This window comes from Eubacterium uniforme, from assembly GCF_900167115.1.
In the GTDB taxonomy this organism is placed as follows: Bacteria; Bacillota; Clostridia; order Lachnospirales; family Lachnospiraceae; genus Eubacterium_S; species Eubacterium_S uniforme.
In genome coordinates, this window is the sequence record NZ_FUXZ01000004.1 from 263,751 (window position 1) to 285,865 (window position 22,115).

At 29.1% G+C, this 22,115-nt stretch carries 19 protein-coding genes; 2 read left to right on the forward strand and 17 right to left on the reverse strand.

The window, feature by feature from the left end:
• Positions 1 to 44: 44 nt before the first annotated feature.
• The 17 genes from B5D16_RS04085 to rpmH form a co-directional block, all read right to left on the reverse strand.
• Positions 45 to 803: an ABC transporter ATP-binding protein gene (locus B5D16_RS04085; protein WP_078765695.1), complete on the reverse strand. Its 759-nt coding sequence runs from the start codon at positions 801 to 803 to the stop codon at positions 45 to 47.
• Positions 804 to 841: 38 nt separating this feature from the next.
• Positions 842 to 3,214, reverse strand: coding sequence for an ABC transporter permease (locus B5D16_RS04090; protein WP_078765696.1), 2,373 nt, complete (start codon positions 3,212 to 3,214; stop codon positions 842 to 844).
• 361 nt (positions 3,215 to 3,575) lie between these two features.
• A complete protein-coding gene (locus B5D16_RS04095) occupies positions 3,576 to 5,438 on the reverse strand; it encodes a leucine-rich repeat domain-containing protein (protein WP_078765697.1) in 1,863 nt (620 codons plus the stop codon).
• Positions 5,439 to 5,593: 155 nt separating this feature from the next.
• Complete coding sequence (locus B5D16_RS04100; protein ID WP_078765698.1) at positions 5,594 to 6,826, reverse strand: HAMP domain-containing sensor histidine kinase; 1,233 nt, start codon at positions 6,824 to 6,826, stop codon at positions 5,594 to 5,596.
• Entirely contained in the window at positions 6,819 to 7,481 is a 663-nt protein-coding gene (locus tag B5D16_RS04105) for a response regulator transcription factor (protein WP_078765699.1), read from the reverse strand. Before B5D16_RS04105 ends, B5D16_RS04100 begins: the two co-directional genes overlap by 8 nt.
• Before the next feature lie 57 nt (positions 7,482 to 7,538).
• Positions 7,539 to 8,042: a DUF4446 family protein gene (locus tag B5D16_RS04110; RefSeq protein ID WP_078765700.1), complete on the reverse strand. Its 504-nt coding sequence runs from the start codon at positions 8,040 to 8,042 to the stop codon at positions 7,539 to 7,541.
• A gap of 9 nt (positions 8,043 to 8,051) precedes the next feature.
• Positions 8,052 to 9,350: a ParB/RepB/Spo0J family partition protein gene (locus B5D16_RS04115; protein WP_242942980.1), complete on the reverse strand. Its 1,299-nt coding sequence runs from the start codon at positions 9,348 to 9,350 to the stop codon at positions 8,052 to 8,054.
• Positions 9,351 to 9,372: 22 nt separating this feature from the next.
• On the reverse strand, positions 9,373 to 10,149 hold the full coding sequence (locus tag B5D16_RS04120; RefSeq protein ID WP_078765701.1) for a ParA family protein: 777 nt from the start codon (positions 10,147 to 10,149) through the stop codon (positions 9,373 to 9,375).
• Positions 10,150 to 11,058: 909 nt separating this feature from the next.
• Positions 11,059 to 11,727 carry a hypothetical protein gene (locus tag B5D16_RS04125; protein ID WP_078765702.1) on the reverse strand — a complete coding sequence of 223 codons (669 nt, stop codon included), beginning with the start codon at positions 11,725 to 11,727 and terminating at the stop codon, positions 11,059 to 11,061.
• 47 nt (positions 11,728 to 11,774) lie between these two features.
• A complete protein-coding gene (gene rsmG, locus B5D16_RS04130) occupies positions 11,775 to 12,506 on the reverse strand; it encodes a 16S rRNA (guanine(527)-N(7))-methyltransferase RsmG (protein WP_078765703.1) in 732 nt (243 codons plus the stop codon).
• Positions 12,507 to 12,544: 38 nt separating this feature from the next.
• On the reverse strand, positions 12,545 to 14,431 hold the full coding sequence (mnmG, locus tag B5D16_RS04135) for a tRNA uridine-5-carboxymethylaminomethyl(34) synthesis enzyme MnmG (protein WP_078765704.1): 1,887 nt from the start codon (positions 14,429 to 14,431) through the stop codon (positions 12,545 to 12,547).
• A gap of 32 nt (positions 14,432 to 14,463) precedes the next feature.
• Positions 14,464 to 15,840 carry a tRNA uridine-5-carboxymethylaminomethyl(34) synthesis GTPase MnmE gene (mnmE, locus tag B5D16_RS04140; protein WP_078765705.1) on the reverse strand — a complete coding sequence of 459 codons (1,377 nt, stop codon included), beginning with the start codon at positions 15,838 to 15,840 and terminating at the stop codon, positions 14,464 to 14,466.
• A 119-nt stretch (positions 15,841 to 15,959) separates the two neighbouring features.
• Complete coding sequence (gene jag / locus B5D16_RS04145; protein WP_078765706.1) at positions 15,960 to 16,616, reverse strand: RNA-binding cell elongation regulator Jag/EloR; 657 nt, start codon at positions 16,614 to 16,616, stop codon at positions 15,960 to 15,962.
• Between the two features lie 11 nt (positions 16,617 to 16,627).
• Complete coding sequence (locus B5D16_RS04150) at positions 16,628 to 17,917, reverse strand: YidC/Oxa1 family membrane protein insertase (RefSeq protein ID WP_078765707.1); 1,290 nt, start codon at positions 17,915 to 17,917, stop codon at positions 16,628 to 16,630.
• 9 nt (positions 17,918 to 17,926) lie between these two features.
• Positions 17,927 to 18,136 carry a membrane protein insertion efficiency factor YidD gene (gene yidD, locus B5D16_RS12705; RefSeq protein WP_341465185.1) on the reverse strand — a complete coding sequence of 70 codons (210 nt, stop codon included), beginning with the start codon at positions 18,134 to 18,136 and terminating at the stop codon, positions 17,927 to 17,929.
• A gap of 88 nt (positions 18,137 to 18,224) precedes the next feature.
• Complete coding sequence (rnpA, locus tag B5D16_RS04160) at positions 18,225 to 18,578, reverse strand: ribonuclease P protein component (RefSeq protein ID WP_078765709.1); 354 nt, start codon at positions 18,576 to 18,578, stop codon at positions 18,225 to 18,227.
• A 64-nt stretch (positions 18,579 to 18,642) separates the two neighbouring features.
• The gene (rpmH, locus tag B5D16_RS04165; RefSeq protein WP_078765710.1) at positions 18,643 to 18,777 is read right to left on the reverse strand and encodes a 50S ribosomal protein L34; all 135 of its coding nucleotides are present in this window, start codon (positions 18,775 to 18,777) and stop codon (positions 18,643 to 18,645) included.
• 459 nt (positions 18,778 to 19,236) lie between these two features.
• Here rpmH and dnaA point away from each other — a divergent pair, with 459 nt between their 5' ends.
• The gene (dnaA, locus tag B5D16_RS04170; RefSeq protein WP_078765711.1) at positions 19,237 to 20,610 is read left to right on the forward strand and encodes a chromosomal replication initiator protein DnaA; all 1,374 of its coding nucleotides are present in this window, start codon (positions 19,237 to 19,239) and stop codon (positions 20,608 to 20,610) included.
• A 373-nt stretch (positions 20,611 to 20,983) separates the two neighbouring features.
• A complete protein-coding gene (gene dnaN / locus B5D16_RS04175) occupies positions 20,984 to 22,096 on the forward strand; it encodes a DNA polymerase III subunit beta (protein WP_078765712.1) in 1,113 nt (370 codons plus the stop codon).
• Positions 22,097 to 22,115: the final 19 nt, after the last annotated feature.

The following is a 22,115-nucleotide window of genomic DNA, read 5'->3' on the forward strand; positions in this document are numbered from 1 at the left end:
CGAAAGGACCTTTTTTATTTCCCCATCTTTATCTGTTTTTTCTTTTACCATCCAAGATCAATAAGCCATGCATTAAGTGCACGTTCCTTATCTCTCTCAGACTGCTCTTTTGTATTATCATATTCGCCCCTAATATTTCCATCTTCTATGTATAATACTCTTGAACATCTTGAAGCAACTTTAACATCATGTGTTACCATCATTATGGTAGTTCCCTCTTTATTAATTTTAACGAATTCATTCATAACTTCATCAGAATTAGAGCGATTCAAGGCCCCTGTTGGTTCGTCAGCGAAAAGTAATTTTGGTTTATTAATTAAACTTCTGCAAATACAAGCTCTTTGTAACTGACCACCTGATACTTCATTAATATCATTATCAGCTGCTTCAATAATACCAAGCTTTCTCATTAATTCCTCACCATACTCTTCAACCTCTTTTTTACTTCTCTTATTTTTCTTACTTTCAACTCCTGGAAGAATAATATTATCTAATATTGAAAGATTTTTCATCATAAACATTTGTTGGAATACAAATCCCATATCATCAAGTCTAACTTCTGATAATTCATTCTTGCTAATCTTAGTAATTTCCTTTCCATCAAAAATTACACTACCGCTTGTTGGTGCATCCATACCGGATACACTATATAATAATGTTGATTTTCCTGAAGCAGATGGTCCCATAATTGCAACCATCTCACCTTCTTCAATTTTAAAATTTACATTCTTAAGAACATTATTCTGTCTTTTATCTGCTACGTATGTTTTACAAAGATCCTTTACTTCTATTACTGTTGCCATATTATTTTCCTCCTAATATCAATCTAATTTTTCATGTATTATTCAATGTTTGCTGTATCTCTTGCTACAATCTTTCTTGTTGATACAACACTAATATTTGCTGCTACTATAGTTGCTAAAAGTACGATTACTGGATATAAAACAAATCCTCCTATATCGTATCTATATTTAATATCACTTGTTCCAAGCATTCCAAAAATAGGTGTGATTAAAAGTTTTGTTAATGGAACCGATAAAACTATCGCAGTAATCATAGCTAAAATAGTTACAATTATAAATCTATTTGTATGCCAATTTCTAACAAATGAATCCTTAAATCCAATTGCTTTCAAAAGTGCAATGTCATTCTTTTCTTTATATACAAATGTCTTTTCCATCATTATGATAAGAAGAACAACAACGAATATTGTTACTATTAAAAGTACGTACTGAACAACTTTAACTGCATCTACAACTGCTAAACAATCAACACAATATTCCTTCTGATTTAAAACTTTTACTTTTGGATATAATGCCTTAATTTTATCCTTAACTTCTTCTATTTCACTAGCTGTATGGTCTCCTTCAAGGAAAACTGCAATCTGCATTCCTCCTGCTACGTATGAATAATCAATTTCTGTCTTTTCATTAAATCTTAAAAGTTCACCCATAAGATTCATGGTTCTAAATTTAGCTGTAATAATATATTCTTTAAAACCTTTACCTGTATCAATTTTAATTGTATCGCCAATTCCTACATTATATTCATCAGCAAGCTTACCAGAAATTGCTATTTCATTTTCATTTTCGGGAGCTGATCCTTTTGAAAATTTATAATCACTCTGAACTGTATTAATACCCTGTGAATATGTTAGCAAATACTCTTTGCCATCAATTAGAGTTTTCAATTTATAGTTCATATCAAAACCAACTCTTGAATTAACTCCCTCTTTTTTAAGATCTTCTTTAATGTTATTAAGGAAATTTTCAAAACCTTTTTTACCTTCTACATTGTACATCTGCTTTGAAATACCAGGCATATTATCTATATAAATATCAGCCTTCGCACCAAACATATCAAGAAAAGCGCTACTATTTAATGTTGAATATGCATTAACCATTATAAGCATAAATAATATACAAATTGTTGTTGAAATAAAAATATTAAAATATTTCTTTGGACTATCAAGAACATCATTTGCTGCCATAAACACTGAAGTCTTTGCTTTGCTCTTTGATAATTTAATTTTATTTTTCTTCTTATATCTTTCACCAGTCATACCACTTCTTATGGCATCAATTGGTGTAAGCTTCTTAATTCGCTTAGTACAAAAATAAGCAAATCCAATAACTACTATACATACTAAAATACTACCAATTACATTCAATGTGATTCCAAATTCATTACCAAGATACATTTTATTACTTAAGGTTTGCATTATAACATTTCCAAATGGAACACTTAGTATCAATCCGATACTAACACTTATTATTGAAATAAATGTATATTTTGTAATATATAATTTTCTTATTGGAGTATCTTTTAATCCAATTGCTTTCATAACTCCAATTTCTCTAAACTCTTCACTAATTGTAAATGAAATTGAAAACTTTAAAATGAAAAATGAAATTATGATTAAACAAATACTTAATATAAAGAAGATAAAAATAGCAAACATATCTACTGCATATATTCCTTTTAACTGGTCTCTGTCAGTTGAAAATGCAATATGTGAAACCTTTGAAATTCCTGCTTTTACATCTTTTACTTTATCTGTTTTAATGTATACACACTGACCACTGTAGCCATTCATTATTTTATCATTCGCTTTATAATCTTTAATGTCATCCTCATTAACTATGATTCTTACATTACCAATAAGAGAAGCACCAAGGAAAGCATCTTTTGCAATACCATCATATATTAATTCTTTCTCTATCCCTTCAAGTTTAACGATGATTTTATCGCCAACTTCTAAGTCATTTGATTCAACGAACTGTGCCGAAATGTAAGTATGTCCTTTTTCTACTTTTTCTATTTTTTTATTATTCTTATCAAAGACATTTATTTTTAGATCATCAATCGACTGTAATATATTATTTCCAGATCTCGTTTTACACTCTTCCTTTGTTTTAGCATTAATAAGATCTGTATTTTCAAGGTAAATAACATCTTCTACTTTGTAACTATCTATCTTCTTTTCATTTTTAAGATATTCATCAGCAGCACCCATACTTCCAGGTCCACTCGTTACAAACATAACATTTTCAATTTCTGCCTTATTCATAAAGTAATCAAGTCCAGTTAAAACTGAAACTACATTATTAATTCCACTTGCAACGAAAATGGTTGCTACAATAATAAACATACATAAAATCGTATTTATTGTTTTTCCTTTCTTAATATCTTTTAATAACATCCTCTTAAACATTTTTCATTCCTTTCTATGATTAATTGCTTTCACAATGCCTCTTGTTTCATCTTACACTCATATCATACTATTTAAATTATTAAATAATCATTAAATGCCAAAGCATTGAGCAAAGCACACAAAAAATAGTACCAAATTTCGAGTTTACTCGCATAATTTGGTACTATTTTTCGTGTATTTGGCGATAGCCAACATTGCAAGGAACCGAGGATTTATCCTCGGTTCCTTGCAATGCTTTGCTCAATGCTTTGACATTTATGCTTTGCTCAATACTTTGACATTTATGCTTTGCTTAATGCTTTGGCATTTATTATTTAATCAATACTTAGCATTTATTGTCTAATGCTTCACATTTATATACTTAAATTATTTTATATTTAATAAACCATTTTGTATTTGCGTATGACATAGCATATGAACTCTTCTTACAATAAAATGTTACTTCACTACATCCCTTAAAAGATGTCTTAGCAATTTTCATTACACTCTTTGGAATTTCAATTCTCTTAAGATTTTCACAACCCTTAAATGCATTTCTTCTAATATACTTAACACCTTTCTTAATCTGAACTCTAACGAGATTATCGCAACCCCAGAATGTTGAATTTGAAATCTGTTCAACACTTCCTGGAATAACAATTCTAGTAAGACCCTTACATTCTTCAAATGCACAAGCACCAATATATCTAACTGTATTTGGAATTGTAATAGCAGTAATCTTTGAATTTTGGAAAGCTGATGCTGCAACTACAATTGTAGATCTAGGTATAGAATAACTTCCTTCTCTTGTAAGAGGATAAGCAACTAACTCTAAACCTCTAATATTTTCATATGTTCTCTCTCTAAATAAAACGCCATCAATTGTTGAATATCTTGGATTTTCACTTGCATCAAATTCCTTAATGTTTACACAACCATAAAAAGCTTCTGAATCGATAAGAAAAACATCTTTAGGAATTTTGTATGTTCCACTAACGCCACCTGCTACTAAAAGAAGAGTATCATCAGACTTATCCATAATACATGTTCCATCTGAAACATATTCCGCATTATTTTCATCAATAATAATATTCTTTAATGACTTACAATTAGCAACTGCATTAACATGGAATTCCTCAACCTGGGCTCCAATTTTAATACTTTCAAGCCTATCACAATCAGAGAATGCCCAATAATCAACGTACTTTCCATACTTTGATAAATCTACTTTTGTTAAACCTGATCCCTTAAAAGCACCATAATCAATAGTTTCTAATGTACTTGGAAATTCTATATTTCCAAGAGCTTTACAATCATTAAATGCAGACTCCCCAATTGTCTTAAGATTTTTACCCAAAGTTAAACTACTTAATTTTTTACATCTGTCGAATGTCTCTTTATCAATATTCTCAAGTTTTTCACCAATCTTAACAGTTTCAAGTTTCTTACATCCAACAAATGCCTTTGTCTCAATTAAAGATACAGAATCTGGAATAACAATTGACTTAATCTTTGATTTTTCAAATGCACTTTCCCTAATAGTACCTAAACCATCATTAAGTTTAATATCTTCGACTCCTGAATTGTAAAATGTTTCTTTCTCTATAGTTTTTACATTCTCCGGAATATCAATACTCTTTAATTTTTTAGTACAGTAAAATGCACCTTCCCCTATACTCTTTAATGAATCAGATAAATTGATCGATTCAAGACTTGAAAAAGCAAATGCTTTATAATCAATCTTTTTAACTTTATCACCCATCTTAACTGTTTTTAAACCATCACAATCGTAAAAAGTACTTTCTGGTATGTATTTATAATTCCAAACAACGTTCTCTAAATTATCACAGTAGCTAAATACACCATCTCCTACCTTTTTAATCTTATCTGATATTTCAATGCTTTTAATTGCTGTTCCTTCAAACGCATAATTTCCAATATACTTAACAGTTTTAGGTAATGATACCTTTTCTAAATCTCTCAAATATGAAAATGTTGAGTTTTTAATACCTGTAATTCCGGATTTAACAACCAATTTCTTTATTTTTAATTTTTCCCATTTATCTGAACTCTCTACATATCCACTACCTGAAATGGTAAGTTCCTTATTCGCTTCATTATATGTCCATTTTGCATTCTTTCCACATGTATTTTCTGCTCCTAAGACCGAAAATGAAGCACCCATAATCATAATGCCTGTCATCAAAGCTAATGTTTTACTCTTTATAGAAGTCTTTCTAATCATTTTTATTCCTCCTTTAATATACAAAATTAAATAAAATACATTTAAATCTTAGTCATGACTTATCTCTTTCTTTATCCCTTTCACTTTATACACAAATGATCTTTTTAAAAAGTCACATTTTTAAAAAAGACATCAAAAAATTTTTTTGATGTCTTTTATGCCTTCCTGACAACCACTGTTGCAATATAATCATTCTCTTCAATTTCAACGAATATATCTCCACCCATATTCTTCATTAGGTTCTTACATATATATAATCCAAGTCCATTTCCTTTAATATTATCAGTATTACTTCCTCTATAAAATGAATCAAATATATTAGGAAGCTGATCCCTATCTAAAGTATTTCCCGAATTTCTTACACTTATTAATTTACAATCTTCCTCATCAGCAAATGCAATAGTAATAGTTTTACCATCTCCATACTTAATAGCATTTTCAATTAAGTTCTGCATTACTTCTATAAGTCGATTACTATCGCCTCTTAATAAAACATTATTAAATTCTTCTATATTAAATACCGTATGTAATAAGGAAAGTTTTTCTTTATAATATTTTTCAATATCATTAATTACATCCTGTAAATAAAACTCCTGTTTAACTACTTCAAGATTTAAAAAGTCCTCTCTGGATATTTTATTTATTTCATTTACGTAATTCTTTATTGAAGTAACATTTGCCAAAATACCCTCTAATGCTTCCTCTTTCTTTTCCTCAGTATCATATAAGTTTTCCTTAAGAGCTTTCGTATATAAATCAATTGCTGAAAGCGGTGTTTTTATATCATGAGATAAAGATAATAATAATGTTTTCTTTTCCTTCTGAAGCTTAAGTTCCTTTTGCTTATTAGACTCAAGGTTTTCTCTTAACATATCCATTCCCCACATAAACTTACCAAAAAACTTACTCTTTTCAGCCTTAAGTGGGGTAGTTAAATTTCCTTTTGCAAGTTCATAAGTCATATTACTCATATTGTAAAAAGGTTTTATTATCTTCATATATATATATATCAATATTCCAATTACAGATAATCCCATTATAATAATAAAGATATTAATATACCAAACACCATTAAGTCCATTAGGTTGTTTATATTCAATTCTATAATATTTATCATTGAATTTTTTTACAACATAATCATTATTACAAGCTTCTTCAGAATATATACTTACTTTAACTATCTGGTCGTATCTTGATAAATTAATACTTTCAGGATTATCAGCATAATCAGGATTAGTTTTAATTTCATTAAATACTCTTTCAGCTTGAACCTTATATTCTTTATCTGTGTTATTATTGTTTTTCGAAAATAGATAGTAGTTAAATGATACTATCATAAGTATTTCGAAAATAATAACTACAAATATCAGTCTTCTAAACTTATTCAAATCTGTATCCTACTCCCCATACTGTAATAATATGCTTAGGTTCTTTAGGATTATCTTCAACTTTTTCACGTAACCATTTTATATGAACAGTTAATGTTTGCATATAAGAATCACTATCACTACCCCATATGCTGTTGAAAAGATAATCTTTCTTTAATGTAGAACCCTTATTTTCAATAAGTAGTTTTAATAACTCAAATTCCTTATCTGTAACAGTTATTTCTTCATCATTCACGTAAAGCTGCCTTGTAACGGAATTAAGTTTTAAATTACCTTCAACCATTTCATCCTGTGCATATTTTCTTTTAAAAATACCATTTATTTTTGCAATTAAAATATCTATGTCATATGGTTTTTCAATATAATCATCCGCGCCAAGATTTAAGCCTTTTAACTTATCATTCTTTTCAGTCTTTGCACTGGCAATTAAAATATGCGCATTTGATGTTTCCCTTATTTTTGAACATATAGCATACCCATCAATGTCAGGAAGCATAAGATCTAATATGATTACCTTAGCACCATATCGTTCATATATATCTATTGCCTTTTCACCAGTATCCGCTACTGTTACTGTATAATTTTCTTTTCTAAGAAAATCAGATAGCAATGTTCCAATTTCCTTATTATCTTCTACCACTAAAATATCTAACATTCACATTCACCATAAATCTATGCACTAACAGTTAGTTTCATTTTGCTACTAACTGTACTAATCATGTTTTGCCTGAGATAAAGCTTTCTCCAAAGCTTCCTTTTCTTCTTCACCAAGTGCTGTATATGATTCACCCTTAATAATTTCTTTTACATATGTATAACAACTCTCTCTACCATGCATTGAGTTTAAAATAAAACCACAGTCATCTGCATCAAGCATAGCAAGTGCAAAACTTAAATTTCCACCCATTTCCTTAAATGCATCATATTTAACAAGACCCATCTTCTGATATGTAGATCTAATAGAGTTAAGAGTGATATCCATATTACTCTTTGTCTGCTGGAATGCCTTCATTAACTTCTTCATATTACTAAAGTTATCTAAAATAGCATCTTCTAATGTTTCAGCATCTCTACCACGCATAAACTTATCGTATTTTCTAGAAAGTGAAAATACTTTTGCACTTAAGAAAATAACCATTGCAAGTAATATAAGCAAAACAACTAGCATGACAAAAGTTGTTGCCGTAAGTCCAAATTTATCTAATAATTTATCCATTATATCCTCCTAGTTTCCACTAATTAAATCGATAATTCTATCTAATTCATCTTTGGAATAGTACTCAATTTCAATTTTTCCTCTTCCCTTTTTATTTCTAGTTATATTTACATTAGTTCCAATTATAGTTTTTAATCTTTCAACCATTGAAAGATATGCACTCTCAAGTTGTGTATCAACTTTTGCTTTCTCCGCAGCTGGTTTAAGAGCATTCTTTACTAATCTTTCTGCATCACGTACACTTAACTTCTCAGCTATTATTTTTCTTGCAAGCATAGCCTGTAAATCAGAATCTTCAACTGGAATAAGTGTTCGTGCATGACCACTTGAAAGTTCACCTGTAATCACAAGGTTTCTAACTTCTTCACTTAACTTAAGAAGTCTCATGCTATTTGTAATTGTAGATCTACCTTTTGATAATCTTTCAGCAAGTTCCTCCTGGAGCAAATCATATTCCTTAATAAGACTTTCATATGCCATAGCTTCTTCAATAGGATTCAAATCTTCTCTTTGAATGTTTTCTATAAGAGCTATTTCCATAATTTCTCTATCCGTATAATCTTTTATGATTACTGGTACTTCTTTTAACTTAGCAAGTTTAGCTGCTCTCCATCTTCTTTCACCGGCAATAATCTCATAATAACCATCACGTTCCTTAACAACGATTGGTTCAATCATACCATGTGTTTTTAAAGATTCAGCAAGTTCCTTTAACGCATCTTCATTAAAGAACTTTCTAGGCTGACTTCTATTTGGTTCAATTTCAGATACACGAAGTGTACTTTTATTCAAATTGCTACTAACTACTTCCTTATTATCAACGATCTCTTCCACTATAGGTTTTGTACTAACCTTAGTTTCTGCTTTTTTAGCTGCTGTTTTAGTCGTAGCATTTATTTCTGTTTTCTTAACTGTAGTCTTAGTTGCTGCCTTTGATTCTGTTTTCTTTGCAGCTACTTTTGTTGCAGTTTTTGGCTCTTCCTTCTTAGTAGTAGACTTAGCTGTAGTTTTTGTGTCTGCTTTCTTCGTTGATGTTTTTGTAGTAGTCTTAGTTTCTGCCTTCTTGGCAGTTGTCTTAGTTGTAGATTTGGCTTCTGCTTTTTTAGTTGTTGCTTTAGATGCAGTTTTTGGTTCTGCTTTCTTAGCTGTTGTCTTTGTTGTACCTTTAGCTTCTGTCTTCTTTACAGTTGATTTAGCTGTTGTACTCTTTGTAATTGACTTAGTTGCTTTTTCTTGTGTCGTTTTATTATTAGCACTGCCGCCACCAAGCATTAAATCTAATCCTTTCCCTAATCGACTTCTTGCCATATAATACTCCTTTCAATACCCACTATAAATCCTCAAGTGTATCAATACCCAATACTTCGTTTGCCAGATTATTATATGCGATAGCTCCAGTAGATTTTGGATCATATTTACTAATTGGAAGTCCAAAACTTGGTGCTTCTGCTAATCTTACATTTCTTGGAATCATTGTTCTATATATTTTCTGATTCAAGTTTTCCTTTACAGTTTCTACTACCTCTAAAGATAAATTTGTTCTTGAATCAAACATTGTGAATACAACACCTTCTATTTCAAGTTTTTTGTTTAATCTCTTCTTGATTAACTCAATTGTATTAACTAACTGAGCTAATCCTTCAAGAGCATAGTATTCACACTGAATTGGTACGATTACAGAATCAGCTGCTGTCATGGCATTAACTGTAAGTACATTTAATGATGGTGGACAGTCAATAATTACATAATCATAGTTTTTCTTCTTTGTCTTAAGAATTTCCTTTAAAATATGTTCTCTTTTGTCCAAACCAATCATATCTATCTCCGCACCAGCTAGATCAACATCTGATGGTAATACCTGAAGATTTTCAACAACACTGTCTGTCAAACAATCTTCAAAAGTACATTCTCCTAAAATCATTTCATATACTGTATTATCTAATGAATCTTTTTTGATTCCTAATCCACTTGTTGCATTTCCCTGTGGATCAATATCAATAACCAACACTCTATTGCCTTTTTGTGCAATATATGCTGCAAGATTCGTAGTTGTCGTTGTTTTTCCTACGCCACCTTTCTGGTTAGCAATTGCTATTACTTTGCCCATGATACCTCCTTGTATTTATATCTCTTTATATTATTCGCCGATTATCTATGATTATATCACGATATAATAAGAATTTCTATATGTTTCACGTGAAACATGGCTATTTTTCTACAATTTAAGAAAATCTTAAGTATTATAATATGAATAAAATAATTTTGAAATCTTTTTCATATCAATATAATTATTTTTAAGCATAACACCGATGTTTCACGTGAAACATTATGAAATAGAAAAAAATATGATTAGAAATAATTAATTTGAGTTTAAAACAAAGTTTTATATAAATAAATAATTAAATAAACAATTGAATTATTACAACAAGAAAGAGAATAATATGCATCTAAGAATCTATTCTAATAATAATCATAACATATAAATATACTACAACTATTATTACAGAATATAAAATATAAAATTATTAAATAATGAAATAAAATAATTAAACTTATGTAAAGTTGATTACCTATAACGAACTTCGTAATAATTGATTTATAATTTTACTTAATTAATACAGGGATTAAAAATGTATAAAAATAATATAACTTAATAACCTAATACTAGTAGAACTCGAAACAAATAACAATACATAAAAATAATAATAGAGTAGTAGTAAGAATAACAATGACCAGATATAACGGAATAGAAATAACTATTCTTTAGACTACATTAAACAAATCTTCAAAAGTATAACAATAAAAAATTTGTAATAGAGTAGTAAAAGTATAATAGCAAAAGAGTAGTAATAAGTATAATAGTAGAAGAGTAGTAATAAGTATAATAGTAGAAGAGTAGTAATAAGTATTTCATATAATAAGATATATAAATATAAAAAAGAATGTTTCACGTGAAACATTCTTTAAAAATCAAATTCTACTTTTTTCAATTACATTTCAAACAAACATGTTTTTATTAAATAAGTTTTTCAAATCCATCTATTATCTTTGACAATGTCATAATTACTCTTTGATTATCTTTTCCAACCAAATTTCTACTTAATTTCAATCTTTCAACAACAATTTTTGCATCTTCCTTAGAAAGAACGTAATTTTCTTCGATTTCTTCTAAAACTTCTTCAAGTTCCTCTTCCACAATTTCTTTCTTTGACTCTAGTTTATCTTTATTACTAATGCCATTATCTTTTTGACTCTGATTATCATCCTTAGAAGTATCTTTCTGTGATATATCCATAACTTGAAGTTCATCTTTATCTAAATCATTTACAATAATCTTTTTCTTAATAGAAGATAGCTCAGATTTTGCATCATTAATTGCAAATAATTCCTGTTCAATCTCTTTAACTTCAACAATATCATCAGTATTTCTATTAAAGAGTTCTTCCATTCTATTTTCTAAGCTTTTCTTTTCGTCTTCTAAAAAGTCTTCATCACTACTTTTAGCCTGGAAAACATCATAGCTTTCATCAACTGATTCTTCTAAATCTTTAATCTGATTCTCAATTTCAGTAATTTCAGCTCTGCCTTCTTTGATATGTTCTTCAAGACTTATCATTCTTTTACTTAAAATATCAAATCTATTATCTAAATATTTTTCGGTCCTAAGTTCTATTGTTTCTATCATACGACCTCCTAAATTCCCAAATTACGTTACTATCTTCATTTCTACATTTATTTAATCGGATCCCTACTTGGAATACCTGACTTTCTCGGATACTTTTTATCTATTTTACCTTTAACAGATATTTTTATCAATGTTCTTTCTATGTCTGTTTCAGGTAGTACAAATTTATCAATTCCAGCAACTTCACTTGATAGAGTAGTAATAGCTTTATTACTTTCTTTGAGTTCTACATCAATATTACCTGATTTATAACATACAAACATTCCACCTTCTTTAACAAATGGCAAACAGTATTCTGATAGAGTAGCAAGATTAGCCACTGCTCTTGAAACACATAAATCAAAATTCTGTCTCATTCCATTAACTCTGGCTCCATCTTCAGCTCTTGCATGAATTGCATCAACATTTGTTAAGTCAAGACGAATAGTAGTATCATTTAAAAAGTTTACTCTTTTTCCAAGTGAATCAAGCATAACTAAATTAATATTAGGAAATGCTATCTTAAGCGGTATGCCTGGAAATCCAGCTCCACTGCCCACATCAATAACATTCATCTCTTTTGTCATATCAACAAATTTTGCAATAGATAAACTATCGACAAAATGTTTAATAACAACTTCTTCCAAATCAGTAATTGCAGTTAAATTCATAACCTTATTCTTTTCAATTAATAAGTTATAATACTTCATAAACATTTTTAACTGTTTATCATTTAATTCAACATTTACATCCTTAGCTAAGTAATATAATTTTTCTTTTGCTTTATCTTCACTAATCATTTTTGCCTCTTTAAATTATACACATTTTTAAGTGATTCTTATTTATTCTTATGTTTCAACTGTTCAAGATAAATTAATAATACTGAAATATCTGCAGGTGAAACACCTGATATTCTTGATGCCTGACCAATTGATAATGGTTTATAGAATGCAAGTTTCTGTCTTGCTTCCTTTCTAATACCAGCAATATTTTCATAATCAATATCTGGATCAAGTTTTCTATTTTCAAGTCTCTTAAATTCTCTAACCTGTTTTTCCTGTCTTTCAATGTATCCTTCATACTTGATATTAATATCAACCTGCTCAATTACATCCCAAGCTAGTGGTTTTCTATCAGTATCAAATTCTTCAAGCATATCATATGAAAGTTCAGGTCTTCTAATAAGTTCTGCAAGAGAAGTACCTGTCTTAAGCGGTGTACTTCCATGGTCTACAAGGAATTGTTGAATTTTCGCATTTGCTCCAATACGAACTCCTTTAATTCTTTCTATTTCTTCAGCGATTTGTTTACGCTTAAGTTCAACTCTTTCATATGTTTCATCATCAACAAGACCTATGTCATGTCCTATTTTTGTAAGACGTAAATCCGCATTATCCTGGCGGAGTAGTAGTCTATATTCAGCACGACTTGTCATCATACGATATGGTTCATGACTTTCCTTAGTTACAAGGTCATCAATTAACACACCAATGTAACCTTCTGATCTATCAAGTACTAGCAAATCTTCACCTTTAACTTTAAGTGCAGCATTAATACCGGCAATAATACCCTGAGCCGCAGCTTCTTCATATCCAGAACTTCCATTAAACTGTCCAGCACTGAATAAACCTTCAATTGTTTTAAACTCAAGTGTTGGAAGTAACTGTCCATATTCGATGCAATCGTATTCAATAGCGTATGCATTTCTTACAATCTTTGCATTTTCAAGTCCTGGAACTGTATGGTACATAGCCTCCTGAACATCTTCAGGAAGTGAACTAGACATACCTCCTAAATACATTTCATTTGTATAATAACCTTCAGGTTCAATAAATACCTGATGTCTATTTTTATCAGCAAATTTCATGACCTTGTCTTCAATTGATGGACAATATCTAGGACCTGTTCCCTCAATCATTCCAGAGAATAGAGGAGAGCGGTCAATATTTGCTTTTATAATTTCATGAGTTTTTTCGTTTGTATATGTTAAATAACAGGATGCCTGTTCTTTCTGAATGCTATCAATATCTGTTGAAAAAGAGAATGGTCTAATAGGTGTATCACCAAATTGTTCTTCCATCTTTGAAAAATCAACAGTTCTCTTATCAACTCTTGCAGGTGTTCCTGTTTTGAATCTTCTCATTTTAATGCCATTCTTAATAAGTGCATCCGTAAGATGAGTTGCAGCCATAAGTCCATTAGGACCTGTATAATTACTTACTTCACCATAGATACATCTAGCATTAAGATATGTTCCTGTACAAAGAACACATGCTTTTACAAAATATGTAGCTCCAGAAGTAGTCTTAACTGCTGTAATTTTACCATCTTCAACTACAAGATCTGTAACTTCACCCTGTTTAATAGTTAAATTATCAGTATTTTCAAGAGTTTTTCTCATCTCTCTTGAATATTCCTGTTTATCTGCTTGTGCACGAAGTGAATGAACTGCAGGACCCTTTGATTTATTAAGCATCTTTGACTGAATAAATGTTTTATCTATATTTTTTCCCATTTCTCCACCAAGAGCATCAATCTCTCTAACTAGATGTCCCTTTGAAGTTCCACCTACATTTGGATTACATGGCATAAGTGCTATTGAATCAACACTTACTGTAAACATAATTGTATTAAGACCAAGTCTTGCTGATGCAAGTGCTGCCTCGCATCCTGCATGTCCTGCTCCTATAATTGCTATATCATAACTTTCTGTAACTACGTTCATTTTTAACTCCGTTAATATTTATTCTATTTACATTATTTTCCCATACAAAACTTGCTAAAGATTTCATCAACAAGATCTTCGCCTAGTGATTGGCCAATTACATCGCCTAATCTTTCGTAAGCATCCATAATGTCTATTGAGAAAAAGTCCTCTGGCATATTAAGTTCAATACTTTCAAGAACTTTTGAAAGGGACTCATCTGCCTGAATCAATGCATCCTTCTGTCTAATGTTTGTAATATAAACCTGATCATTAAAATTAATTAATCCATTAGCAAACATATCATAAATGCAATCTGTAATCTCTGTTACATCATTATCCACAAGAGCAGAAGTAGTAATTACCCTTTTATCCACATAGGATTTAATTACTTCTTCAGTAACAACTGTATCTAGATCACTTTTATTTAAAACAATAATTGCCTTTTTATCTTTAATATGACCTAATATCTTTTTATCATTTTCATCTAGTTCAACTGATGAATCCACAACAAATATAATTAAATCTGCATCATCAGAAGTTTCTAATGCACGCTCAACACCAATCTTTTCAACAATATCTTCAGTATCTCTAATACCAGCTGTATCAACGATGTTTAAGCGCAACCCTTTTATATTAATACTTTCTTCAAGTGTATCCCTAGTTGTTCCAGCAATATCAGTAACTATTGCACGGTCTCTTCCAGATAATCTGTTAAGAAGAGAGGACTTACCAACATTAGGTTTACCAAGTATAACTGTCTTAATTCCTTCGCTAATAATTCTACCATCATCAGCATTTTCTATTAATTTCTTAACTTCATCCTTTACTTCAATAACAGCACCCTTAAGTGTTTCGCTATATCCATCAATATCTATATGTTCTGGATCATCAAGTGCTGCCTCAATGTAAGCAATGTGATAAATTAAAACTTCTCTTAATTTCTTTATTTTTTCAGAAATTCTACCTTCAAGATTTCCAACAGACACCTCAAGTGCAAGTTCACTTTTTGCATTTATAAGATCCATGATTGCCTCAGCCTGAGATAAATCAATTCGTCCATTTAAAAATGCTCGCTTAGTAAATTCTCCACTTCCAGCAAGTCTGGCTCCATTTTTAAGCACAAGACTAAGCACCTTTTTCACAACTAATACACCGCCATGACAATTAATCTCCACAACATCTTCACGTGTATAAGTTCTTGGTGCTTTCATAATTGAAACCATAACCTCATCAATCATCTCATCCCCATCATATACAAATCCATAATTAATAGTATGAGAAGGTGATTCCTTTATAGTTTTTCCATTCTTCAATTTTATAATCTTATCAGCTACTTCAAAACTTTCCTCACCGCTAATTCTAATAACACCAATTCCCTGGTTATTAACAGCAGTAGCAATAGCAGCTATGGTATCTGTTATCTTCATTATTAACCTTCTAATATATGTATTTCCAAAATTAACTCAACAGTATTGTACCATTTTTTTACTCAAAAAAAAAGGGTCTATATAATCAGCAAATGCCAACTATAAGACCCCTAAAAATCTTAATATCTATTTCTGTTTCTATTTCCACCCTTAGGAACTACAACAACATGTCTATAAGGTTCATCACCTTCTGATCTTGTTGTTACATACTTATCATCCTGAAGAGCTGAATGAATAATTCTTCTCTCATATGGATTCATAGGCTCAAAAGAAACTTCTCTTCTAATTCTTTTTGCTTTCTTTGCAACATTCTTTGCAAGATTTTCTAATGTTTCTTTTCTTCTTTCTCTGTAGTTTTCTGTATCAAGTTTTACTCTATAGTAATCATCTGTACCCTTGTTAACTACAAGACTTAAAAGATACTGAATTGAATCAAGTGTCTGTCCTCTTTTACCAATAAGAACACCCATGTCATCACCAAGAAGATTTACATCAATTGTCTTTTCTTCATCATTAACAGCGATGTCCATTTTAACTACAAGATTCATTGCAGCAAACATTTTATCTAAAAATTCTTTAGCAGCTTCATCAATGTTCTTGCTAACTTCTTTAATTCTTGCATTAATTCTTGCAGGTTTTTTACCTAAACCTAAAATACCAGAACTTTCTTTTTCTATAACTTCATATTCAATATTATCACTTGTTGTACCAAGTTCGATAGTAGCGTTAGTTATAGCTTCTTCAACTGTCTTTCCAGTAAATTCTCTATATTCCATTTCACACCTTCTTATTTCTTATACTTATCTGCTAATTTAGCTTTTGAAGCAAGACTACCTGGTTTTGAATCTTTGTTAGTCTTTTCCATAGCTTCAAAACTGCCATCATCATTTGCTGATTTATTATTAGAATTAGTATTATTAAGTTCATCACTTAATTTTTTGTTTTCTTTATAGATTTCATTCATCTTTTCAGAAATGCTCTTCATTGACTTTGTCTTCATAACTGAAGCATTCTTTAATGCATTATCATCTATACCTAACTTAGCACGTCTTTCTGCAGCTTTCTGTTTATTCTTTTCAACAAGAACATCTACAGGAATTGAATTATAATACTTAGTTACACAAAGCTGAATAATTGTAGTAATAACTGTACTTGCAATCCAATATAAACCAAGACAAGTAGGAAGTGTATAACACATAATCAATGAAAGTAATGGCATTGTATATGTCATAGTCTTAAGTGATGCAGCCATTGGGTTATCATCACCATCTCCACCCTGATCTACCATCATAAGTTTTGAACTAATAAACTGAGTTAATGCAGCTAAAATTGGAATTAAAATAGCAACATTAATACCTAAACCAACTAATGTCTTAGGAGATAATGTTAAATTCATACCTAAGAAATTATTAGCATGTTCAATCTTATGCATATTCTTAGTAATAACATCTCCACTACCAGCAAATGCTTTCTTTAAACTTTCCCAATTTTTATTATCAAACTTATACATTACATCAACAAGTTTATTAACTGTTTCTGTTTTTCCATCTAAGTTTTCTAATTTAATATGACCAGTCTTAGCAACTTCTTTAATAACATCACTATTAAGAAGTTTATCTACTCCAACTTTATCAATAATGTTTGTGTAATGTGCCTTTAACTGTGGAACATAAGCAGGAATTCTCATAATAACCTGATAAATACCAAACATGATAGGAAGCTGGATAAGCATATTTAAACATCCACCTGAAGGTGAAACTCCATACTTCTTATAAATATCAGTCATTTCCTGATTTTTTGCCATAAGAGATTCCTGGTCTTTTTTACCTTCATACTTCTTATTAATTGCATTTATTTCAGGTTGAATAATAGAATTCATCTTTGTGAATTTCTGCTGTTTAATTGTAAGAGGTAACATTATGATTCTTACAACTACAACGATAAGAATTACACATAATCCAACATTCTGAAGTCCGAAATGAGCAAAAAATCTATAAAGGTAATTAAATATAGCACCAATTGCTTTAGCAAATGGTCCTAACCATCCTGATGTTTGAGTCAGTACTGTAAAATCCATTTTTCCTCCTTACGGTACCGGATCATATCCTCCCTTAGCTAGGGGATTACATCTTAAAATTCTTTTAATAGATAAAAACAGTCCCTTAACAGGACCATATTTCTTTAAAGCCTCAATTGCATACTGTGAACATGTAGGTGTATAAATACAATGTGTTCTTTTCATAGGGGAAATAAACTTTTGATAAAATCTAATTAATAACACAAAAATAAAGACAATACTATTTGAAATAAGTTTTATTTCCTTTTTAATATGTACTATAATACTTTTATCCTTTTTCATAATATGCCTCATTAGCTTTTATTTTCTAATTAACTTTCGAATTTACGGCAACTATTTTGTGTAATTTTGCTAAGTGCAAAAATGCACTTTCCATTTCTTTATAACTTATATCTTTCGCTGTTATTCTCGCAATAACAACTACGTCCAAACCACTATTGAACGTATTCTTATTCAGTCTGTATATTTCACGTATGAATCTTGTTAGGTGATGTCTTACTACGCTATTTCCTACTTTTTTACTTACTTGGATACCAAGTTTATCTTTACCTTTATCATCCGCTTTAACATACATTACTAAATACTTATTAGCAAATGACTTGCTATTATCAAATACTTCTTTAAATTCTTTATAATTCTTTAAAGATTCATAACTTTTCATATTTTTCTCCTATATGATTAAACCAATTGTCCATAATAGAAGAAAAAGGCCACATAAATGCGGCCTAAGCTGACAATTTTTTTCTACCTTTTAATCTTCTAGCAGCTAAAACTTTTCTTCCACCAACACTGCTCATTCTAGCTCTAAAACCATGTACTCTAGATCTCTGTCTTTTCTTTGGCTGAAATGTCATTTTCATTGCTCAGGCACCTCCTTACTATATTTATAGTAAAACATCATTCCTAGTATAATAAAACATATAATCTATGTCAAGTTTTATTTATTCTTTTTACCCACAAATTTATCCACTTTACATAAATATTTATTTTTAATTTACATAATTTTATCCACATTTTCTCTTTAATGTGTGTTTTTTTGTGGATAACTCTTCAGATTTACACATTTTTCACCGTTTTTTTGTAATTTTGTTTATCCACAAATTCACATGTTATTAACATAAAATTTTTATTATATTTTTTTATGTTAATTGCATTTTTTATTGATTTTTTTTAATATCCATTTTTCCTTATTTTAAGCCATTTATCCACATTTTGAAATTTTTTCTTCCTTATTATAAATAATACTCATTTTCTATTGAAAACATCTTTAAAATTTTATATAATAATATCATATATTTTAATCAAGGAGAATACTAATTATGCTTGATACATTAACTAGTAATTGGAACCAGATTTTAGAATTTTTAAAAACAGAATATGACATACAGGAAATTGCTATAAACACATGGTTATCTCCTTTAAGCGTTTATAGTGTAGATGGAAATAATTTAACTTTAGCATATGATGATGATAACAGTATGAAAATCAAATATGTTAATGACAAATATAAAGACTTTTTAAAAATGGCTATTAATGATGTTGTTGGTAAAGAATTTAATATATCTATTTGTTCAAAATCATCATTAAAAGAAGACATATCAAACCTTTCATCAGATATGAATAATTCTTCTTTAGTCAATGAACAAAAATTATCTTATTCTAATATTAATCAAAAGTATACTTTTGATTCTTTTATTGTAGGACCTAATAATAATATTGCACAGGCTGCATCTTTAGCTGTTGCTGAATCACCAGGAGAAATATATAATCCATTATTTATTTATGGTGGAGCAGGTTTAGGTAAAACTCATTTAATGCATGCCATTGGCAATTATATTATCAATAATAATCCAAATAAAAAAGTATTATATGCTTCTAGTGAAGAATTTACTAATGAACTTGTTTCTATTATCAGAAATGATAATCAAAATCAGTCTGCAATTAATGACTTTAGAGAGAAGTATAGAAGTGTTGATGTTTTACTTATTGATGATATTCAATTCATTATCGGTAAGGAAAGAACACAGGAAGAATTTTTCCATACATTTAATACTTTATTTTTAGCTAAAAAACAGATTGTTATTTCTTCTGATAAACCACCTAAAGATATGGAACTTCTTGAAGAAAGATTAAGTTCAAGATTCTCTAATGGTTTAACAGTTGATATTCAAAAACCAGAATATGAAACAAGATTAGCTATCTTAACTAAAAAAGCTGAAATAGAACATTTAAATATTCCAAAAGAAGTATTTAACTATGTTGTTGAAAACATTACTTCTAATGTTCGTGATCTAGAAGGTGCTTTAACTAAAATCGTTGCATTTTCTAAATTATCAAATCAAAATATTACTTTGGAGTTTAGTGAAAATGTTTTATCTGATGTTATTAATCCAACCCAAAAGACCATAACTATAGATTTAATAATTAATACAGTTGCAGAACATTTTTCAATTAAAAAAGAAGATATTGTTTCAAAAAAGAAAAATGCAGATATTGCATATCCAAGACAAATAGTTATGTACTTAAGTAGAATTCTTACAGATGAAACATATTCAAATATTGCTAAAGCACTTAATAGAAAAGATCATTCAACTATTATACATGGTGCTGACAAGATAGATTTAGATATTAAAAATAATCCACAGACAAAGGATTTAATTGATATCATAACTAAAAAAATTAATCCAAATTAATATAAACATATATACACATATAAGATAATGTAAATAATATAATAAATTAAATATATTTATAAATTTTATTTTATGTTCATAAATATGTTTATAAATATGTTTATAAATAAAATAATTATGTGATTATACTAGTTTATAACTTTACATTTTAGTTTATAAGTTTTTCAATTGCATAAGAATATGATTATATATGTTTTTTAAAAGTGTGAATTAATTTAACTTAAACACTATTTAATCTACATTAAAAAAGTTTACTTTTATTATATTTTCAAAGGATTATTTTTATAATTCACATATTCACACCCTATAATAAGAATAATATTAAATATTAATAATATATTTATATATGGATTTCGAAAGGAGATATTTCTAAATGAAAATTGTATGCTCAAAGAATGATTTACTAGCTGGTGTTAATATTGTTATGAAGGCTGTTCCTTCTAAAACATCAATGCCTATATTAGAATGCATTCTTATTAATGCAGAAGATGGTGAAATTAAACTTACTGTTAATGATATGGAACTCGGTATTGAAACTAAGGTAAAAGGTAATATAGAAGAAGCTGGTATGATTGCAATCGAAGCAAAGTTATTTGCTGAAATTGTTAGAAAGCTTCCTAATGATGATATTACTATTGATGTAAGTGATGATTTAAAAGTTAAAATTACATGTCAGAAAGCTAAATTTGATCTTATTGGTTTAGATGGAAATACATTCTCATTCCTTCCAGACATAAATAAGAATGAAAGTATTTATATTTCACAATTTAGTTTAAGAGAAATTATTAATCAGACTTTATTCTCAGTTGCTGATAATGATAAGACAAAGATTTTAACTGGTGAGCTTATTGAAGTTAATGGAAGTAATTTAAGAGTTGCTTCTCTTGATGGTTTTAGAATTTCAATTAGAAATATTACATTAAAAGAAGAATTTGGTAATGTAAAGGTTATTGTTCCAGGAAAAACACTTAGTGAAATTAGTAAGATTTTAACTGGTGGACTTGAGGACATGGTTAATATTTCATTTACTGAAAATCATATTTTATTTGAATTTGATAATACAGTTGTTGTATCACGTCTTATTGAAGGTGAATTCTTTAAGATTGATAAGATGATTTCTAATGATTATGAAACTAAGGTTAAAGTTAATAGAAATGAACTTATGAGTGCGATTGATAGAGCAACTCTTCTTGCGAAAGAAGGAAATATTAAACCTATTATTTTAAATATTAATGATGATGCTATGAATATTAAGATGAATTCATTTATTGGATCAATGGATGAAGATGTTGATGTTGATAAAGAAGGTGGAAATCTTGTAATAGGTTTTAATCCTAAGTTTATAATTGAAGCACTTCGTGCAATTGATGATGAAGAAGTTGATATTTACTTTGTAAATTCAAAATCTCCATGTTTTATTAAGAATGAAGAATTAAGTTATATTTATTTAATAGTTCCAGTTAATATTAATACAAATGTTAACTAATAATTTAGTAGGTATTATG